Annotated in this window: 17 protein-coding genes; 9 read left to right on the top strand and 8 right to left on the bottom strand. The window is 72.8% G+C overall.

All coding sequences use genetic code 11. The features are described 5' to 3' along the window. Positions 1–93: 93 nt before the first annotated feature. Together ACIPPS_RS12235 and ACIPPS_RS12230 are read left to right on the top strand one after the other, a co-directional pair. Positions 94–618, top strand: coding sequence for a hypothetical protein (locus ACIPPS_RS12235; RefSeq protein WP_401430059.1), 525 nt, complete (start codon positions 94–96; stop codon positions 616–618). A gap of 169 nt (positions 619–787) precedes the next feature. Next, positions 788–1,021 (top strand): hypothetical protein, encoded by a 234-nt coding sequence (locus ACIPPS_RS12230; protein ID WP_401430057.1) that lies wholly within the window; start codon positions 788–790, stop codon positions 1,019–1,021. A gap of 32 nt (positions 1,022–1,053) precedes the next feature. Here ACIPPS_RS12230 and ACIPPS_RS12225 read toward each other — a convergent pair whose 3' ends face one another. Beyond that, complete coding sequence (locus ACIPPS_RS12225; RefSeq protein ID WP_401430055.1) at positions 1,054–1,893, bottom strand: restriction endonuclease; 840 nt, start codon at positions 1,891–1,893, stop codon at positions 1,054–1,056. Between the two features lie 132 nt (positions 1,894–2,025). Here ACIPPS_RS12225 and ACIPPS_RS12220 point away from each other — a divergent pair, with 132 nt between their 5' ends. Further along, positions 2,026–2,427, top strand: a complete 402-nt coding sequence (locus ACIPPS_RS12220; protein ID WP_401430053.1) for a hypothetical protein — start codon at positions 2,026–2,028, stop codon at positions 2,425–2,427. Positions 2,428–2,543: 116 nt separating this feature from the next. Here the strand turns inward: ACIPPS_RS12220 and ACIPPS_RS12215 are convergent, their stop codons facing one another. Further along, positions 2,544–3,803 carry a cation:proton antiporter gene (locus ACIPPS_RS12215; RefSeq protein WP_401430051.1) on the bottom strand — a complete coding sequence of 420 codons (1,260 nt, stop codon included), beginning with the start codon at positions 3,801–3,803 and terminating at the stop codon, positions 2,544–2,546. 219 nt (positions 3,804–4,022) lie between these two features. Here ACIPPS_RS12215 and ACIPPS_RS12210 point away from each other — a divergent pair, with 219 nt between their 5' ends. After that, on the top strand, positions 4,023–5,984 hold the full coding sequence (locus ACIPPS_RS12210; RefSeq protein WP_401430049.1) for an acyl-CoA dehydrogenase: 1,962 nt from the start codon (positions 4,023–4,025) through the stop codon (positions 5,982–5,984). Positions 5,985–6,147: 163 nt separating this feature from the next. Here ACIPPS_RS12210 and ACIPPS_RS12205 read toward each other — a convergent pair whose 3' ends face one another. After that, positions 6,148–6,420 (bottom strand): hypothetical protein, encoded by a 273-nt coding sequence (locus tag ACIPPS_RS12205; RefSeq protein WP_401430047.1) that lies wholly within the window; start codon positions 6,418–6,420, stop codon positions 6,148–6,150. Between the two features lie 214 nt (positions 6,421–6,634). Between ACIPPS_RS12205 and ACIPPS_RS12200 the strand changes: the two genes are divergently transcribed. Beyond that, positions 6,635–6,943, top strand: a complete 309-nt coding sequence (locus ACIPPS_RS12200) for a hypothetical protein (protein WP_401430045.1) — start codon at positions 6,635–6,637, stop codon at positions 6,941–6,943. Positions 6,944–7,033: 90 nt separating this feature from the next. Here ACIPPS_RS12200 and ACIPPS_RS12195 read toward each other — a convergent pair whose 3' ends face one another. The 3 genes from ACIPPS_RS12195 to ACIPPS_RS12185 form a co-directional block, all read right to left on the bottom strand. After that, positions 7,034–7,501 (bottom strand): hypothetical protein, encoded by a 468-nt coding sequence (locus ACIPPS_RS12195; RefSeq protein ID WP_401430043.1) that lies wholly within the window; start codon positions 7,499–7,501, stop codon positions 7,034–7,036. A gap of 206 nt (positions 7,502–7,707) precedes the next feature. Next, positions 7,708–8,535 (bottom strand): class I SAM-dependent methyltransferase, encoded by an 828-nt coding sequence (locus ACIPPS_RS12190; protein ID WP_401430041.1) that lies wholly within the window; start codon positions 8,533–8,535, stop codon positions 7,708–7,710. A 152-nt stretch (positions 8,536–8,687) separates the two neighbouring features. Then, positions 8,688–9,179, bottom strand: coding sequence for a MarR family winged helix-turn-helix transcriptional regulator (locus tag ACIPPS_RS12185; protein WP_401430039.1), 492 nt, complete (start codon positions 9,177–9,179; stop codon positions 8,688–8,690). Between the two features lie 238 nt (positions 9,180–9,417). On the opposite strand from ACIPPS_RS12185, the gene ACIPPS_RS12180 reads away from it, so the two are divergent. The 4 genes from ACIPPS_RS12180 (at position 9,418) to ACIPPS_RS12165 (ending at position 15,392) form a co-directional block, all read left to right on the top strand. Continuing rightward, positions 9,418–10,059, top strand: coding sequence for a fasciclin domain-containing protein (locus tag ACIPPS_RS12180; protein WP_401430037.1), 642 nt, complete (start codon positions 9,418–9,420; stop codon positions 10,057–10,059). 105 nt (positions 10,060–10,164) lie between these two features. After that, on the top strand, positions 10,165–12,282 hold the full coding sequence (locus ACIPPS_RS12175; RefSeq protein WP_401430035.1) for an MMPL family transporter: 2,118 nt from the start codon (positions 10,165–10,167) through the stop codon (positions 12,280–12,282). A gap of 350 nt (positions 12,283–12,632) precedes the next feature. Beyond that, positions 12,633–13,808 (top strand): lycopene cyclase family protein, encoded by a 1,176-nt coding sequence (locus ACIPPS_RS12170; protein ID WP_401430033.1) that lies wholly within the window; start codon positions 12,633–12,635, stop codon positions 13,806–13,808. A gap of 36 nt (positions 13,809–13,844) precedes the next feature. Further along, positions 13,845–15,392: an FAD-dependent oxidoreductase gene (locus ACIPPS_RS12165; RefSeq protein ID WP_401430031.1), complete on the top strand. Its 1,548-nt coding sequence runs from the start codon at positions 13,845–13,847 to the stop codon at positions 15,390–15,392. A gap of 24 nt (positions 15,393–15,416) precedes the next feature. On the opposite strand, the gene ACIPPS_RS12160 is transcribed toward ACIPPS_RS12165, so the two are convergent. Together ACIPPS_RS12160 and ACIPPS_RS12155 are read right to left on the bottom strand one after the other, a co-directional pair. Further along, positions 15,417–16,307, bottom strand: a complete 891-nt coding sequence (locus ACIPPS_RS12160) for an oxygenase MpaB family protein (protein ID WP_401430029.1) — start codon at positions 16,305–16,307, stop codon at positions 15,417–15,419. 211 nt (positions 16,308–16,518) lie between these two features. Further along, the gene (locus ACIPPS_RS12155) at positions 16,519–17,490 is read right to left on the bottom strand and encodes a DUF5914 domain-containing protein (protein WP_401430027.1); all 972 of its coding nucleotides are present in this window, start codon (positions 17,488–17,490) and stop codon (positions 16,519–16,521) included. Between the last annotated feature and the right edge of the window lie 38 nt (positions 17,491–17,528).

The following is a 17,528-nucleotide window of genomic DNA, read 5'->3' as shown; positions in this document are numbered from 1 at the left end:
CCCCCGTCGCCCGCTCCGGGGGCCACCGCGCCTCCGCCTCCGTCGCCCGCTCAGGGGGCCACCGCGTCCCCGCCGCCCGTACCGCCTCCGGCGATGCCGCTGTCGAAGTCGCCCCAGTCCACCGTCCCGTCCGACGACCCCGGCGCCGCGGGCCGGAGCGGTGGGAGCCGTACGCACGCTCCCGCCGCGACCCCCGCCGCGCCTCGCGGACGGGAGGCGGCGGCCCGGCCCGGCGACATCGGCCGGAGCCAGGGTGCCGACAGGAGCGGCATGGACGGCAGGGGCGAGGCGTCGGCCACGGGCCTCGGGCACACCGTCGACGGCGACGGCCCGGCCGGGCACCTGCTCGGGGGCGGTGAACGCGACCGTCTCGCCGACCGGCTGCACCACGCGCTCGCCGGATTCGTCGACGCACCGCGCGATGCGGTCGCCGAGGCGGCCGGGGTCCTCGAAGAGGTGGAACAGCAGCTGCTCGCCTCCCTGCGGGACCGCCGTGCGGCGCTGCAGGCGGGCTGGCAGAGGAGCGGCGACCCGAACGGTCCGCGCCCTGACACCGAGCAACTCCGGCTCACCCTGCAGACCTATCGCGAGGTGACGGAGAGGCTCCTCCGGGCGTGAGGCGCCGCCGCGCCGCCTTCCGCCCACTCGGAACAGAAGCCCCCAGGCTCTCCTGGGGGCTTCTGTGTGCGCGCTGCGCGGGCGCGACCGCGCTCGGGAGGTTTGCCGGGCGGCGCAGCGGTGAGCAGTCGAAGACACCCAGACACATCGCCGCCAGGAGGTGAGCCGCATGAGTGCTCAGGACGATGCCGATCGGACGGGGGCGCCCCTTCCCCGCGACCCGCAGGATCAGCAGGCGACGCGGGAGGAGGACCCCTTGGCGGTACCCGAACCGGACTGGCCCGACACCGGGATGCCGGAGACCGACGTGGCCGGCACCGGGCGTCGCGGCGTCGCCGGCGATGGCGGCCAGGCCGGCCAGGAGGGGGATGACGACCCCGCCGTGGACGAGCCGGTGGACTGACGGCGCTGCGACGCGGCGCCGCGCGCGGTGGCCTACGTCTGGCCGGTCAGCGGGTCCGAAGCGGCGGGCTCTGTGCGGAACGCGTCCCAGGGAGGCGGCGCGAGCTGATCGGTCCAGGCGGCCAGCCCGTCCCCGTCCACACAGACGATCCCGCAGGTGGCGGCGTACTCGGCGGCGGGCGCCGTGAAGGAGCTGGTGGTCACGAGGACGGCCACGTCGGCCTCGTGGATGGTGAAGCAGGTGCCTCCGAACCGCTGGAGGTCCTGCGAGCCGACGCGGTTGTCCTCCGCGTAGTGCTTGCACTGGAGTACGACACGGAGGCCGTCCAGGGTCACCGCGACCACGTCCGCCCCCAGGTCGCCCGCTCCACCGACCACCTCCACGGTGGAGCAGCCGTCCCGCGCGCAGAGCGCGGCGACGGCGTGCTCGAAGCCGTCGGCATCGACCGCCGCGTGATCCAAGGCCTCGGCCCCGACATCGGGCACCTCCCGGCCGGACACCAGGCCGTCCTGCTCAGGCACCTGACCGTCCGGCGCGGGCACCAGGCCGTCCGGCGCGGGCGCCAGGCCGTCCGGCGCGGGCGCCAGGCCGTCGGGCGCGCCGACCAGGTGCGGGGTCTCGCGGCTTCGGACGCTCGACGCACGCCGCCTGGCCATCGCCAGTCCGACGGCGAGCGCCCCGAGGAGCGCGAGCCCCACGAGGACGGCGACCGGCACCCCTGATCCCCGATCTCCCGCCACCTGGGCGGTCTTGAGGAAGAGCGCGAGGCCGCCCGCGCCTATCCCCGCGAGCCCGACCGCCAACACCAGGTCGCGCCCGATCCTCGCCGGACCACGCCGCGTCCTGGCTCCGTCCTCCCCGGTCACCTTCATCCGGACCCCTCCCCGAAGTCGATCTTCCTTACGGAACGCCCACATATCCGTGAACGCGCTCGCGAAACGTGGGGCGGGGAGCGGCGGATAATGGCCCCTCCGACCGACCGACCGAACGGAGACGAAGAATCGATGACGTTCACAGAGGGCCGACGAGTGACGCTGGCGGAGGACCTGAGACTGACCGGTCACGTGGCCCGGGCCGACGGATCCTCCCAGGGAGCGGACGCGGAGCCGGCCGCGGGGTTCCTTGCCCTGGGCGCGGGCATGGGGGGCACGGTCGAGCGGGTGAACGTGTACGGGCGTGAGAAGGGCCAGGAGGCGCGCGAGTACGAACGGCTCACGTCGCTCTTCGAGGACTTCGGCCCCCAGATGCCCCCGGCCAGCAGGCAGCAGCTGGAGGAGCGGATCGCCGCCCTCCAGCCGGCGTGGCAGTCCTACCAGGAACAGCAGCAGCGGGTGACGGTACGCGTCCGCTTCGACAACGGCTTCCTCCTCGACGAGGCCCCCGCAGACGTCTTCACCGCGGCCTGACTCGCCGCCGCCTGACGTACCGCCACCTTTCTCGCCGCCGGCCTGGCTTGCCGCCACCTTCTCGCCGCAGCCCGACTCACCACCGCCTGTTCACGCCCGCCGCGCCTGACGGCCGCTCAGGGGGGTGGAGGGGAGGAGCGGCGGAGTCGGTCGAGGTGGCGGATGACGGGGGTGGCGGCGGCTCCGTGCAGGAGCACGGACAGCAGGACCGTGAAGGCCACGACGGCCCACAGTTGCTGGGCGTGGGAGCTGAACCGGTCGCTGTGGCCGAGGGCGTAGGCCAGGTAGAACAACGAGCCGATGCCGCGGATCCCGAAGACGGCCGTGACCAGGCGCTCCCGCACGTCGGTGCCGCTGCCGATCAGGCCCACCCACCCTGCCGCGGGCCGGACGACGAGCACGAGAACCAGCGCCACCACGGCACCCTGCCAGGTGAGCGCCGGCAGTCCGTACGCGATCAGGTATCCGCCGAGCAGGAAGAGCAGGAAAGCGGTGAGGAGCCGTTCGATCTGCTCGGTGAACTCGTGCAGGACGTTGTGGTAGCCGTGGCTGTGCTCGGCGGCGCGGATCGTGCAGGCGGTGACGAAGACGGAGAGGAATCCGTAGCCGTGCAGCAGTTCCGCCGCGCCGTAGGTCAGAAAGGTGGCCCCGAGGGCGACGAACCCCTCCATGTGCTCGGAGAGCCGCAGCGCGGAGGGCCGGGCCCGGAAGAACATGCGCCCCAGCAGCCATCCCGTGACGAGGCCGACGCCGACTCCGACGGTGATCCGTGCCAGGACGTCGACGAGGAACCACTGGCCGAGCCAGTCCGTCGCGGTCCCGCCGCTGCCGGAGGCCGCGGCGACGGCGAGGGCGGCGAGGACGAACGGGAAGGCGAGTCCGTCGTTCAGCCCGGCCTCGGCCGTGAGGGAGAACCGGACCTCGTCCTCGTCGTCCTTGTCGTCGGTGGGCTCGCCCACCCGCACCTCCGCCGCCAGCACCGGGTCCGTCGGCGAGAGCGCCGCCGCCAGCAACAGGGCCGGCGCGAGCGGCCAGTCGAGGAGCAGCGCCGCCGCCGTCGCCGTCGCCGCGATGGTCAGCGGCATGCTGATGCCCAGCAACCGCCACGGACTGCTCCACGAACGCAGGCCCACGGGCCGGTTGAGCGCCAGCCCGGCACCCATCAGGGACACGATGACGCACAGCTCGGTGGCGTGCTCGACCCACAGCCGATCTCTCTCCGGCTCCACCGCGGGGACGGGAAGTACGGCGATCAGCATGCCCGCAGCCAGGAAGACCATCGGCATGGACAGCGGCCGGCGGAAGACGAGCCGGGGCACCACGGCCGCACCGAGCGCACCGATCCCCATGGCCAGGTACACAGCGTCGGAAAGCATCACCCGTCCCATCCTGTCCGAATCGGACCTCCTCATGCCCGGGGCCACGGCAGCCACGCGCGACGCGATCCAGGTCGTGTCCGGAAAGTCTGGCCCGGCTCTGCGGGCGGACAGCCATACCGTCCGGACACTCCCTGGCCCGGCAGGGGTCCGCGCGCCCCACCACCCGGTCGGCCGTCGCGCCCGGTTGATCCTTTCGCGGCGGGGTAGCGGTGCCGCATGGCCTTCGACAACGCATCGCCCACGGCGACCGGCTACGTGCAGCCCGACATCGACGTCCGTTCCCTGGCCGCGGTGCTCGACGGCGAGTACGCCGAGATCCGCGCCCTCGTCCGGAACAACCTGGCGACCTACGCCTCCGTGCTGGAGGAGGCCGAGGAGCTCGGCGTCGACGCCTTTCGCGAGCGGGTGCGTGACATCGTGGTCGAGATGGCCGCGACGGGCCAGACCGGCATGGGCTTCCCGGCCGCGTACGGCGGAGGCGGCGACGTCGGGGCTTCGATCGCCGCGTTCGAGACGCTGGCCTTCGGTGACCTGTCGGTGCTGGTGAAGGTCGGCGTGCAGTTCGGGCTCTTCGGCGGCGCCATCCTGCACATGGGCACCGAACGGCACCACGACGCCTATCTGCCGGACCTGATCACCGGGGAGCTGATGGGCTGCTTCGCGATGACCGAGACCGGGCACGGCTCCAACGTCCAGGCGCTCGGCACCGTCGCGCGGTACGACGCCGCACGCCAGGAGTTCGTCGTCACCACCCACGGCGACCAGGCACGCAAGGACTACATCGGCAACGCGGCCCGCCACGCCGAACTGGCGGTCGTCTTCGCCCAGCTGGAGGTGGACGGCCGGTCCGAGGGCGTGCACGCGTTCGTCGTGCCCGTCCGGGTCGACGGCGAGCCGGCGCCCGGTGTCCGGATCGAGGACGACGGCCGCAAGATGGGCCTCAACGGCGTGGACAACGGCCGCATCTGGTTCGACGGCGTGCGAGTCCCGCGCGAGGCGCTCCTCAACAGGTTCGCCGACGTCAGCCCCGAAGGCGTCTACACGAGCCCGATCGAGAACCCCAACCGGCGCTTCTTCACCATGCTCGGCACCCTCGTCCAGGGCCGGGTCAGCGTCGGCGGCGCCGGGGTCAGCGTCTCCAAGGTCGCACTGGCGGTCGCCACGAAGTACGCCGTGCGGCGCCGGCAGTTCGAAGCGACCTCGGGCACCGAGGAGCAGGTCCTGCTCGACTACGGCCTGCACCAGCGCCGTCTGCTGCCGCTCATCGCCCGGACGTACGCCCTGCACTTCGCACAGGACGCCGTGCGCTCGCAGCTGCACGACGTCTTCTCCAGCCTCGAGGACGACGCGCAGGCCCGACGCCGGCTCGAATCACGAGCCGCGGGCCTCAAGGCGCTCGCCACCTGGCACGCCACCCGCACCGTCCAGGAGTGCCGCGAGGCCTGCGGCGGCGCCGGCTACCTCGCCGTCAACCGGTTCGCCGCGCTCAAGAGCGACAGCGACGTCTTCACCACCTTCGAGGGCGACAACCACGTCCTGCTGCAGCTCGTCGCCAAGGGGCTGCTCACCGACCACGCGAGCGAGTTCGAGGACCTCGACCAGCTCGGCATGGTCCGCTACGTCACCACCCTCGCCGTCGAGACGGTCCTCGAACGGACCTCCGCCCACAAGCTGCTCGAGCGGGTACGCGATCTGCTGCCGGGCGGCGACGAGTGGGACCAGGAGGCCGGGCTGCTGGACTCGGAGTACCAGCTCGCCATGGTCCGCTTCCGGGAGGAGCACATGCTCGCCGGCCTGGCCCGCCGGATCAAGCGCGGGATCGACCAGAAGCGCGACCCCGGCGCCGTCTTCTCCCAGGTGCAGGACCATGTCATCGCGCTCGCCCGCGCCCATGTCGAACGGCTGGTGACGGAGGCCTTCGTCGACAAGGTGCGCGCGATGCCCGAGGGCGGCGAGCGGGTGGCGCTGGCCCTGCTGTGCGACCTGTTCGCGCTGTCGACGATCGAGGCCGACCGGGCCTGGTTCATGGAGCACGGCCGGCTGACCGTCCAGCGTTCCAAGGCGATCAGCCGAGAGGTGAACGACCTCTGCCGCAAGGTCCGCCCGCTCGCCGTCGACCTCGTCGACGCGTGGGGCGTCCCGCCGGAGATGCTCCGCGCACCGGACCTGGTGGGCTGACCCGGCACCGGCTCGGCGGGAAGCGGCCGGGCCGTTGCCCGGACACGCGTGAAACCGCCTCAGCCATTGCCCGGACGCGCGCGAAACCGCCTCGGCCGGTGCCCGAACCCCAGCTGCCTGGGGCCCGGGCACCGGCCGAGGCGGCGTCGGTGCGGGCTTTCGTTCACGCGCCGGCGACGAGGGCGCCGAGGATCATGCCGCCGACCAGGCCCACGGCACTGACGACGATGGCGACGGTGGCGAGCCGCTCGTGCCGGACGGTCTTGGCGACGATGCCCAGCACCACGCCGACCACACCGAACACGATCGGCAGGAAGAGCAGCGCGATCACACCCAGCACGATCGCGACGATGCTCAGCACGTTGCTGCCCGACGCGCGCGAGGGTCCGCCGTGGGGCTGCCGGCCGGTGGGATGGTTACCGTACTGCGTGGTCATCTGTCACTCCTTCGGGACGATCACCTGGAGACCTGATCCGGGGACGGACCGGTCCAACAGGGCCCGGATACCCCGAAGTTCCGTTCGAACACGGGGAGGTGGGCGCGAGCCCCACCACCGTGCGGGCACGTCGGGAGCCGTCTCGAGCGGCTTCATCGCGGAAGATGGGGGAAGCAGTACGCCATGCACGCCCTGGCCCAAGCGAGGAGTCGACATGACTACGTTCGTCATCACCGTTCCCGGCACGTTCCTCTCCGGGATCACTGATTCCGCGCGCTCGGTCCTCCAGCGGGAGCTGGCGTCTCAGCACACCGACGTGAGTGAGAGCGAGGGCCTCGACCTCCTCACGCTGAACGAGGACGGCACCTTCTCGATCCGCCTCGAAGTCGATGCCAAGGACCGGTACGAGGCCGAACTGGACGCCACCCGAATGGTCGCGGCCGCCTTGAAGGACGCCGGGATCGAGGAATCCGACGCCCCCCTCGGCCCGCCGGCCGTCACGGGCATCGACAGCGACCTCTGACCCTTCGCGAACCGCGACGTCCCCGGGGGCTCGTGGCCCCCGGGGACGTCGTCCCCGTCGTCGTCGCGACGGGCGATCAGGTGATCAGATCTAGCCGTTGTTGCTGCCCCGGGAGAGATGCACGTCCGAGTCGGACCCGTTCATCCACAGAGCGGTGTCCACGTCCAGGTTGACGGTGCCCGCCACGTTGTAGCCGAAGCAGCCCCGCGTCTGGCCCGGCAGGAGGTCGGCGAACTTACAGGTGCCGTGGGAGTGACGGAAAGCGCCGCCCGGCGTGTACCCGCCCGCCGTGACCTCACCGCGGATGTTGGCCACCTTGGTGCCGCTGTTCTGCACCACCAGCACGCCCTGCGCATCGTTGTTCGCGTTGCGTACCACGCACGTCTTGAACTTGATGTTCACCGACAGCTTGTGGGCCACGTAGTCGTCGCAGTCCCAGTTGGAGTTGGTGGACACGCTCTGCCACGCGCCGGCCGCGGCCGCCGGTCCAGCGGTGAACACGGTGGCCCCCAGCACCGCGGCCGCTATGCCGAACGTCTTCAAAGCTCTGTTCTTCACGAGGAGTTCCTCACCTGGTGATCGAAAAGGTCGCGCTGAGACTACTCACCGCCGCGCGGAACGACGCCGCCGGGAGCAGGCTCCCGGCCCGCCCAGCCGCCCGCCCCACCCTGGCCGGCGGCGGGGGAGCGTCCGGCCGGCCGCCCTGACCGGCCGCGCAGGCCGCCACGGCCGGACGGAGGCGGTCGTCCCTGTCGAACCCCCGCTCAGCTCCCGGTGGTTCGGCGGGCCGTGACCAGGAGGTACTCCCACTCCATGGCGCCGTCGGTGAGGTGGTGCGAGGCCAGCTCGTCGAGGGCCGTGTCGAGGGCGCTGACCCGCTCGGGGTCCTCCGCGATGAAGCGGTACGTGGCGATGGTCGGCCCGTAACAGGTCTTGAAGAACTCCCGGAACTCCTCCGGCCGGGCGAACCGGTCGACGCGCAACCTCTGCCGACGGGCGTCGACGTCGGTCACGCGGTCTCCGAGCAGGGTGCGCACGTGGTCCGGGTCGCCCCACAGGGGCGGCGGCTGGGCGCCGGGCGGCGGCGGGGGAGCGTAGGGGCGCATGGTGGCGAACATCTGCCCGATGAACCCCTGTGGGGTCCAGTTGATCAGGCCGATCGTGCCGCCCGGGCGGCAGACGCGGACCAGTTCGTCGGCCGTTCGCTGGTGGTGCGGGGCGAACATGACGCCGACGCAGGACATCACCGTGTCGAACGCGCCGTCCGCGAAGGGCAGGGCCTCCGCGTCCGCTTCCCGCCACTCCAACTGCGCACCGCGCGCCTCCGCGAGGTGGCGTCCGGCCTCCAGCAGGTCGGGCGTGAGGTCGGAGGCGACGACGTCGGCGCCCAGGAGGGCGGCGGGGATGGCCGCGTTCCCGGAGCCGGCCGCGACATCGAGGACGCGATCGCCCTGCTGGACGGCGCACTCCTGGACCAGGGCGGCACCCAGCTCGTGGATGACCTGTGACGCCACGGACGGGTAGTCGCCCAGCGCCCACATCGCACGGTGTTTCGCCTTCAGCGCGTCGGGCGCTGCATTCTCGTTGCTCATGCTCCTATACGTAGCCCCTGCGGAGGCTCCGGGTGCAGGGCCAGCAGGGTGATGGCGGAGTCGGCGTACGTTCGCAGGCGCGCGGGGCACGGCACGCGGGCGGCACGGAGGGTGGGCGGCACGGAGGGCGGTGCGGGCGCGCGCCGCGCCCGTCAGCGCTCAGGCGTCCGCACAGCTCCCAGTTCCTCGTTCAGCGCGGTGAGGAACCTCAGCGCGGCGGACAGCTCCCGCTCGTCGAAGCGCTCCCTGGTCCGAGCGGTCGCCTCGGCCAGGGGCAGGAAGTACTGCCGGGCGACGGCTCGCGCGCCCTCCTCGTAGTGCACGTGCACCACGCGGCGGTCCGCGCTCTCCTTCGACCTGCGGATGTGGCCGGCCTTCTCCAGGCGGTCGAGGCAGGCGGTGACCGCACCGGAGGTCAGCCCCAGCTGTTCGCGCAGCCGGCCGGGGGTGGGGGGCTGCGGGCTGTCCAGGATGATGCCGAGCGCGGCCACGTCGGTCGGGTGGAGACCATGGGTCAGCGCGAAGCCGTGGACCACCCGGCTGATCTCCCCGTGCGTACGGCGCAGCGCGACCGCGAAGTTCTGGAGGTCGCCGTTGACCCGCTGAGGGGGTGACGTCGTCTCTCCGTCATCGGTACCGGCCATGCGATCAGCCTACGCGCCGGGTGACGCGGCCGATCAGGAGCCGTGCGTCTCTCCGCGCCGCCGGGCAGGAAGAACGTCAAACGTCAGGTGGCTCCTCACTCGTTCGGGCGCATGGGCAATCCGCCGGCCGTCCGGCTCCGAAGTCTGGTTCGTGAGCACCGACAAGGGAGTCGTCGACAGAGAAGCGGTGCCCGACCGGGCGCTCACCGGGTACCGCACACACAAGGAGACACCTGACATGAACGCCCTTCGATTCCGCCGTGCCGCCGTCGTGGTCGCCGCCGCCGCCGTGCTTCCCTTCTCGCTCGCGGCCTGCTCCGACTCCGGCGGTGACTCCCCGTCCGACTCGGCCCCCGAGGCCTCCGCGACGCAGGAGAACACGCCGTCCGCCGAGGCGGAGGCGGCCGCCGGGCCGTTCGGACCGGCCTGTGCGTCGGTGCCCAAGGACGGCGCGGGTTCCTTCGACGGCATGGCGAAGGACCCGGTCGCCACGGCCGCGTCGAACAACCCGGCCCTGTCCACGCTGGTCGCGGCGGTCAAGCAGGCGGGCCTGGTCGACACCCTGAACAACGCCGAGAACATCACGGTGTTCGCGCCGACGAACGACGCCTTCGCCAAGATCCCGAAGGCCGACCTCGACAAGGTGCTCGCCGACAAGGAGCAGCTCACCAAGATCCTCACGTACCACGTCGTCGGTCAGAAGCTCGCGCCGAAGCAGCTGGAGAACGGCTCCTTCGAGACCCTCCAGAAGGGCATGGTCGCCACCCAGGGGTCGGGCGAGGCCTACACCGTCAACGACTCCTCGAAGGTCGTCTGCGGCAATGTCCCCACGGCCAACGCGACGGTCTACATCGTCGACACCGTCCTCATGCCGAAGTAGAGGACAGGGCCCTCACCGGCGCCGCGCGGGGACCCGAAGGAGAAGTCTCTCAATGATTGAGATACTTTGCTGTCGATCTCATTGGGCGGCGTCGTGAGGATTGACATGGGAAACGCATCGCGCTGGGCACGTTGGCTCGTTCCGCTCGCGCTGCTGGTGGTGTGGCTGGGCATCGGCGGCACTCTCGGCCCGTACGCGGGCAAGCTCGGCGAAGTCGCCACGAACGACCAGGCCGCGTTCCTGCCGCGCAGCGCCGAGTCCACGCAGGTCCTCGAAGCACGTAAGGCGTTCGAGACAGCGGAGACCGTGCCCGCGATCGTCGTGTGGACCGCGGACGGCGGCCGCGTGACGGACGCCCAGCGGCAGGCCGCCACGCGTGCGGTCGCCGGCCTGGCCGGTGACGCCGGGATCGCGGGCACCCCCTCGCCCGCGTTCGCGTCGGACGACGGCCAGGCACTCCAGGCCGTCGTCCCCTTGGCCCCCGATCTCGGGGAGGAGCTGCCGGCCGTCCTGGACCAGGTCCGTGAGACGGCGCGGGCGGTCCCCGCGACACAGGCGCAGATCGCCGGCCCGGCCGCCAGCCAGGCCGATCTCTCCGACGCCTTCTCCGGGATCGACGGGCTCCTCCTCGGCGTGGCGCTCGCGGCCGTCCTGCTGATCCTGCTGCTGGTCTACCGCAGCCTGTTGCTGCCTGTGGTGATCATCGTCAGTGCCGTCTTCGCCCTGGGCCTGGCCTGCGCGATCGTCTACGCGCTCGCCGACCGTGACATCGTGCGGGTCGACGGACAGGTCCAGGGCATCCTCTCGATCCTGGTCATCGGCGCCGCCACCGACTACGCCCTGCTGCTCGCCGCCCGCTACCGCGAGGAGCTGGCCGCCCGGGGCGACCTCGCGGCCGCCGCCACCGCGGCGGTGCGCCGCTCCGCCGGTGCCATCGTCGCCAGCGCGGCCACCGTGGCGCTCGGCCTGATCGCCCTGCTGGCCAGTGATCTGACGAACAACCGGGCGCTCGGACCCGTGGGGGCCATCGGCATCGCCTGCGCGGTACTCAGCACGCTGACGTTCCTGCCGGCCGTCCTCGTCCTGCTGGGCCGCGTCGTCTACTGGCCCGCCACCCCCAAGCCCTCGGACGCGACGACGGAGGGCCACCGGCTCTGGCGTCGCGTCGCCGCGCTCATCGACCGCGCGCCCCGGCGGGTATGGGTGTCGACCGCGCTCGTCCTGCTCGCACTGGCCGCCTTCGCGCCGGGCCTCTCCGCCCAGGGGGTGCCGCTGGACGAGATCTTCGTGAACGACGCTCCGTCCGTGAGCGCGCAGAAGACCCTCGGCCGCCACTTCCCCGGCGGCTCGGGAAACCCCACGGTCGTCATCGCCGACGCCGACCGCGCCGAGGAGGTCACCCGGGCGGCCCGGGACACGGAAGGCGTCGCCGCCGCGGCGGCCGTCACCGCGTCGGGTCGTCCCGGCGCCGGTGCGCCGCTCGTCGTCGACGGCCGGGTCCGCGTCGACGTCACGCTGTCGGCGGCCGCCGACAGCGACGCGGCCAAGGAGACCGTGCAGCGGCTGCGCGACCGCGTGCACGCCCTTCCCGGCGCCGACGCCCTCGTGGGGGGTTACACGGCCCAGCAGTACGACACGCAGCGGACCTCGGAACGGGACCGCGCCGTCATCGTGCCCGTCGTCCTCGGCATCATCCTGCTCATCCTCGTCCTGCTGCTGCGCTCCCTGCTCGTACCGCTCCTGCTGGTGGCGACCGTCGCGCTCAACTTCTTCGCCACGCTGGGCGTCTCGGCCCTCGTCTTCGAGCACCTGCTCGGCTTCAGCGGCACCGACGCGTCCGTTCCCCTGTACGGATTCGTCTTCCTGGTCGCCCTCGGCGTCGACTACAACATCTTCCTGATGTCACGCGTGCGCGAGGAGTCCCTCACCCACGGGACGCGGCAGGGGGTCCTGCGCGGGCTGACCACGACCGGGGGCGTCATCACCTCGGCCGGCGTGGTCCTCGCGGCGACCTTCGCGGCCCTCATGGTGATCCCGCTGGCCTTCCTCGTCCAGATCGCGTTCATCGTCGCCTTCGGAGTCCTCCTCGACACCCTGGTCGTCCGCTCCCTGCTCGTGCCCGCGCTCGTGATCGACATGGGGCCCCGCGCCTGGTGGCCCAGCGCGCTCGCCCGAGGAGGCGATGACGAGCCGCGACACGCCGAGCACAGCCCCAGCCCCTGACACCGCGCACGCACGGCGCGCACCCCACGCACGCGCGCACCGAGGTCCCCCCGCGGCTCGCGCATCGAGATCCCCGCGGTGCGCGAGGTGCATCCGGAAACGGCTGCCGCCGCGAAGGAGACGCGAGACGGCTGCCGGACTCCAGGTGGCTTCCGGATCGGGGACCGCGTTCCCGGGAAAGGCAGTCGGCCCAGACGTGAGACTCCGGGTGGGTGAACGAAGGGCCCCATCGGGCCGAACGCGGCACCGTGGCGATCCGCACGGCGCGTCCGGTGGGAACGCATCTGACGCCAGACGACGCCGGCGACGGATCACGGTCCGGCAGGTCGAGGACTGCTGGAGGAGATCCGTTGCCGGACAGTGACGTCCTGATCATCGGTGGAGGAGCCGCCGGCCTTTCCCTGGCGTGGCGTCTGCTCAGGCCTCCGCCCGGTGTCCCCGCGCCGCGCGTCACGCTCGTCGACGCGCCCGCCGGGCCACTGCGCCCCCCGGAACGCACCTGGTGCTACTGGGAGAAGGGGCCCGGCGACTACGACGCGGCCCTCACCACCTCGTGGCAGCGACTGCGCGTCCGGGGCGCCGACGGAGAGCCCCTCACCCGCGGTATCGGCGATCTGCGCTACAAGATGCTCCGCTCCTCCGCCTTCGAGCGGGCGCTGCGACCGGCGCTGACCTCCCTGCGCCGGACCGAAGCGGTCGCCGAGGAGATCCACGACCTCCCCGGCGGCGCCGAAGCCCGCTGCCGCACCGCCGACGGCGGCGACCTCCGTCTCCGTGCGCGATGGGTCTTCGACTCCCGGCCGCCGGCCGTGCCCCCACGCGCACGGGTGGCCCTCCTTCAGCACTTCAAGGGCTGGTTCGTCCGCACGGAGAAGCCGGTGTTCACCCCCGACACCGTCGACCTGATGGACTTCCGCACCCCCCAGCCGGACCACGGGCTCGCCTTCGGCTACGTCCTGCCCCTCGATCCGTACGAGGCACTGGTGGAGTACACCCAGTTCAGTCCCGCGGCCCTCACCGACGCCGCCTACGACCGGGCCCTGCACCACTACACGGAGGCCGTCCTCGGGCTCGGCCCGCTCCAGGTCCGTGGAGTGGAACGAGGAGCCATCCCCATGAGCGACGGCCGTCACGCCCGCCGGGCCGGCCGTCACGTCTTCCGCATCGGCACGGCCGGCGGCGCCATCAGGCCCTCCACCGGCTACGCGTTCGCCGCCGTCCAACGCCAGACGAAAGCCGTCGCCGAGGCGCTGCACCACGGACGGGAACCCCTGCCCCCGCGTGCGTACCCACTCCGCTCGCACGCGATGGACACCGTCATGCTGCGCGGTCTCGACACGGGACGGATCGCCGGGCCCGACTTCTTCACGCGGCTCTTCGCCCAGGTCCCCGCCGAACGTCTGCTGCGCTTCCTCGACGGCGACACCCACCCGGGCGAGGACCTGCTGATCGGGCTGCACACACCGGTTCGCGCCATGCTTCGCACCGTCGCGGAGCTGCCCTTCACGGCTCGCCGACGGACCTGACCGTCGTCAGCCAACGCCACAGGAGAGACACCACCGATGACGCATCCCGACCGGCCCCCCGTCGCCCGACGCGGCCGTGACCGCAGAGCCGCGGTCGTACGAGTCCCCGAGGGGGCCACGCGCGCCACCGGCCCAGCCCCGCGCTGCGCCGTCATCGGCGGAGGCATCGCCGGGCTCGCCGCCGCCACGATCCTGGCGGAACGCGGAGTCCACGTCACCCTCTACGAACGCGAGGCGACGCTCGGCGGACGCCTCGCCGGGTGGCCCACCGAACTCGCCGACGGCTCGGTCGCCACCATGAGCAGGGGATTCCACGCCTTCTTCCGGCAGTACTACAACCTCAGAGGACTGCTCAGGCGCACCGACCCCGGCCTCGAAGGGCTCACCGGGCTCGCCGACTACCCCTTGCGGCACAGTTCGGGCCTCTACGACAGCTTCGCCCGCGTCCCCCGCACCCCGCCGTGGAGCGCGCTCGGGTTCGCGGCTCTCAGCCCCACCTTCGGCTGGCGCGACCTCGGACGCCTGAACGCGGGCGCCGCCCTGCCGTTGCTCGACGTACGCCTGCCCGAGGTGTACGAACGGTACGACGACCTCAGCGCCCGCGAACTCCTCGACCGGATCCGCTTCCCCGAGGCCGCGGAGCACCTCGCCTTCGAGGTGTTCTCCCGCAGCTTCTTCGCCGATCCACGCGAACTGTCGGCCGCCGAACTCGCGTTGATGTTCCACATCTACTTCCTTGGATCCTCCGAGGGCCTCCTCTTCGACGTCCCGAACGAGCCGTACCCCCAGTCCCTGTGGGACCCTCTCGCGCGCTATCTCGACGGTCACGGCGTCGACATCCGCACGAGCACACCCGTGGAGTGCCTCACCCCCGCCTCCGGGCAGGGCCATGTCGTCACCACCGCGGCCGGTCTTCAGCACGCCGACGCCCTCGTGCTCGCCCTCGACACGGCGGGCCTGCGGAACCTCGTGGAACGCTCGCCCGCCCTGTGCGACGCGGGCTGGCGTGGGCGCGTCGGCCGGCTCAGGACGGCGCCGCCGTTCCTCGTCTCCCGGCTCTGGCTCGACCGGCCGGTGCGGGCCGACCGCCCCGGCTTCCTCGGCACCGGCGGGTACGGGGCCCTGGACAACATCAGCGTGCTCGACCGATGGGAGGGGGAAGCCTCCCGCTGGGCACGGAGGACGGGCGGTTCGGTCGTCGAACTCCATGCCTACGCCGCCGGCCCCGAGGTGACTCCGGGCGACCTTCGCGCGCAACTGCACCAGGTCTTTCCGGAGACCCGCGCGGCGCAGATCGTCGACCAGCGTCACGAACGGCGCGCGGACTGCCCCCTGTTCGCGGTCGGCGGCCACTGGGACAGGCCCACCGTCCGTACGCCGGATCCGACCGTCACCCTGGCGGGCGACCTCGTCCGCACCGACCTGCCCGTCGCCCTGATGGAGCGCGCCGCGACCACGGGGTTCCTGGCCGCCAACGCCCATCTGGAGCGCTGGGGGCTGCGCGGGCAGACCCTGTGGACCGTCCCGCGCCGCGGCCGGTCCGCGGTCCTGCGCACGGTGTCCCGGCTCTCCACGAGGAGCTGACCCGGCGCCCGGTGACGCGCGAGGTCACGGCCCGGCGGGCGGAGGCGCCTTCATCGGCACGGAGGGCGTCACCCAGCGGATCGCCGCGGTGATCGCACGTCCCCCCGGCCGGGCCACCGGCAGCAGGAGGCGGGTGGTGAAGGGCACGTCCACCGCGGCCCTGGCCCACGGGGGCAGCAGGTCGACTGCGGCGGCGGCGAGGAACGCGTACGGAAGGAGCGCGGGCCGCGGCAGCGGAGGACGGGCGAGCAGATAGCGCGCCGTCGCCCGGGACTCCGGGGTGGCCCGGAGCTCCGGCCGGTAGCCGGCGAGGCACCTCACCAACGCGGCGTGAGTCTCCGGCGGACGCCGCACGCCCAGGCGCCGGCCGACCTGCGCCAGGTCGGCCACGTAACCGTCCTGCCCGGCCGTGTCCAGCGGACGCCGGCCGTACCGCTGGTGGGCGCGCAGGAAGCAGTAGGCCTCGGCGGCATGCACCCAGGCGAGCAGATGGGGGTCGGACGCCTGGTACGGAACGCCGGCCGGCGAGGTGCCGACGACGCGTTCGTGCACCCGGCGTACCCGCTCCACCGCGCGCTCGGCGTCCTCACTCGTGCCGAACGTCGTCACCGCGAGGAAGGTGCTGGTGCGCTGGAGTCGGCCCCACGGATCTCCCTGGAACCCGGAGTGGGCCGATACCGCCGCCATGGCGACCGGGTGCAGCGACTGGAGCAGCAGGGCGGCGAGCCCGCCGATGTACATCGACGCGTCGGCGTGCACCACCCGCACGGGACGCTCCGGGGCGAACCACCGTGGCCCGGGTGTGCCGTGGATGCGGGCGCGCTTCTGATGCGCGGTGGGGCCGGCGACCCGACGCAACAGGGCCTCACCGGCCCGCTCCCGCAGCCGGGGCGCGACACGGGATGACAAGGGCACACCTCCAGTATGTCGGGCGCCGCCGGTCGGAGCGGAGCCCCGGCGGCCGCCGGGCACGTCGGTGTCGCCGGGGCCGTCGGTCGTGTCGGGCTCTCCGGCCGACGGTCGCGCCGGGGCCGCCGGTCGTGTCGGGCTCTCCGGCCGACGGTCGCGCCGGGGCCGCCGGTCGTGTCGGGCTCTCCAGCTGTCCGTCATGTCGGGACGGCCGGTCTCAGCCCGGGAAGCGGCCGGTGCTGCGCAACGCCCAGCGCCGTTCGGCGTAGGCCAGGTCGTCCCTCCACAGCCGCCCGGCGGACGCCCGCATCGCCGGGCGCAGCAGCGGTGCCGCCGCGCGGGCCAGCGCGAAGCCCCGCCGGTCGGAGCCGGCCACGACCGCCTCCACCACAGCGGTACGCGGCCGGCCCGCGCCCGGACCGGTCAGCGGCGTGGCGTGGGTCTCCACCACCGAACCCGTGCCCTCGCCCGCCACGATCCGCATGACGACCGTCCGCGGCTCCGGCGCAGTGAACACCGCCCGTACGGGAACCACCGCCCGTCCCGCGACCTTGAACGACACGTCGACGACCAGCTCGTCCTCGTCGTCCGTCGCCCCCTCTCCAGGAACCGAGACGACCTCCAGGTCGACGAAGGAGTAGGGGTGCAGCCAGGCGCCGTGCCACGGATCGAGCCGGTTGGCGACGACGTCCTCCGGCTCGCACGCCCCCACTCCCGTGTACACCGCGCTGATCGCGCCCCCGGCCGGGGGTCGCACCGGCACCACGGGCGCTTCGGTGGCCGGTTCGCCGCCGACATGGTCGAGCCGTACCCACACGAGCACGCCGTCGTCGTGCACGGGCCACGGCTCCCACCCCGCGTAAGGCCGCCCGTCCAGGGCGAGCCCGTGCCAGTGACAGACGAGCGTCCCGCAGCGCACCGCGCTGTCCCTGAGCGGTGCGCCGAGATGCGGGCAGGCACCAGGGCCCGCGTGGGCCGCGCCGCCCTCGTCCCGCCAGAGCACCACCTCGACGCCCGCGACCAGGCGCCCGAGGGGCCGGTCCCGGCGGACGTGGCGGCTGTCCGCGACGACGTACCAGTTGCCCGAGGAGCGGGCCCGGGCCCGGGCGAGCGCGCCGGCGATCGAGGAGGGCCGCGCATCCCGCCACGTCGGCCGCTGCCGCTCCCACGCGACGAGCGTGCGTCGCATCCGCAGCGGAATCCGCCCGCCGCCGCCCGGAATCCGCC

This window comes from Streptomyces sp. NPDC090127 (assembly GCF_044746945.1).
Lineage (GTDB): Bacteria > Actinomycetota > Actinomycetes > Streptomycetales > Streptomycetaceae > Streptomyces.
This window is presented reverse-complemented; position numbering and strand designations above follow the sequence as displayed.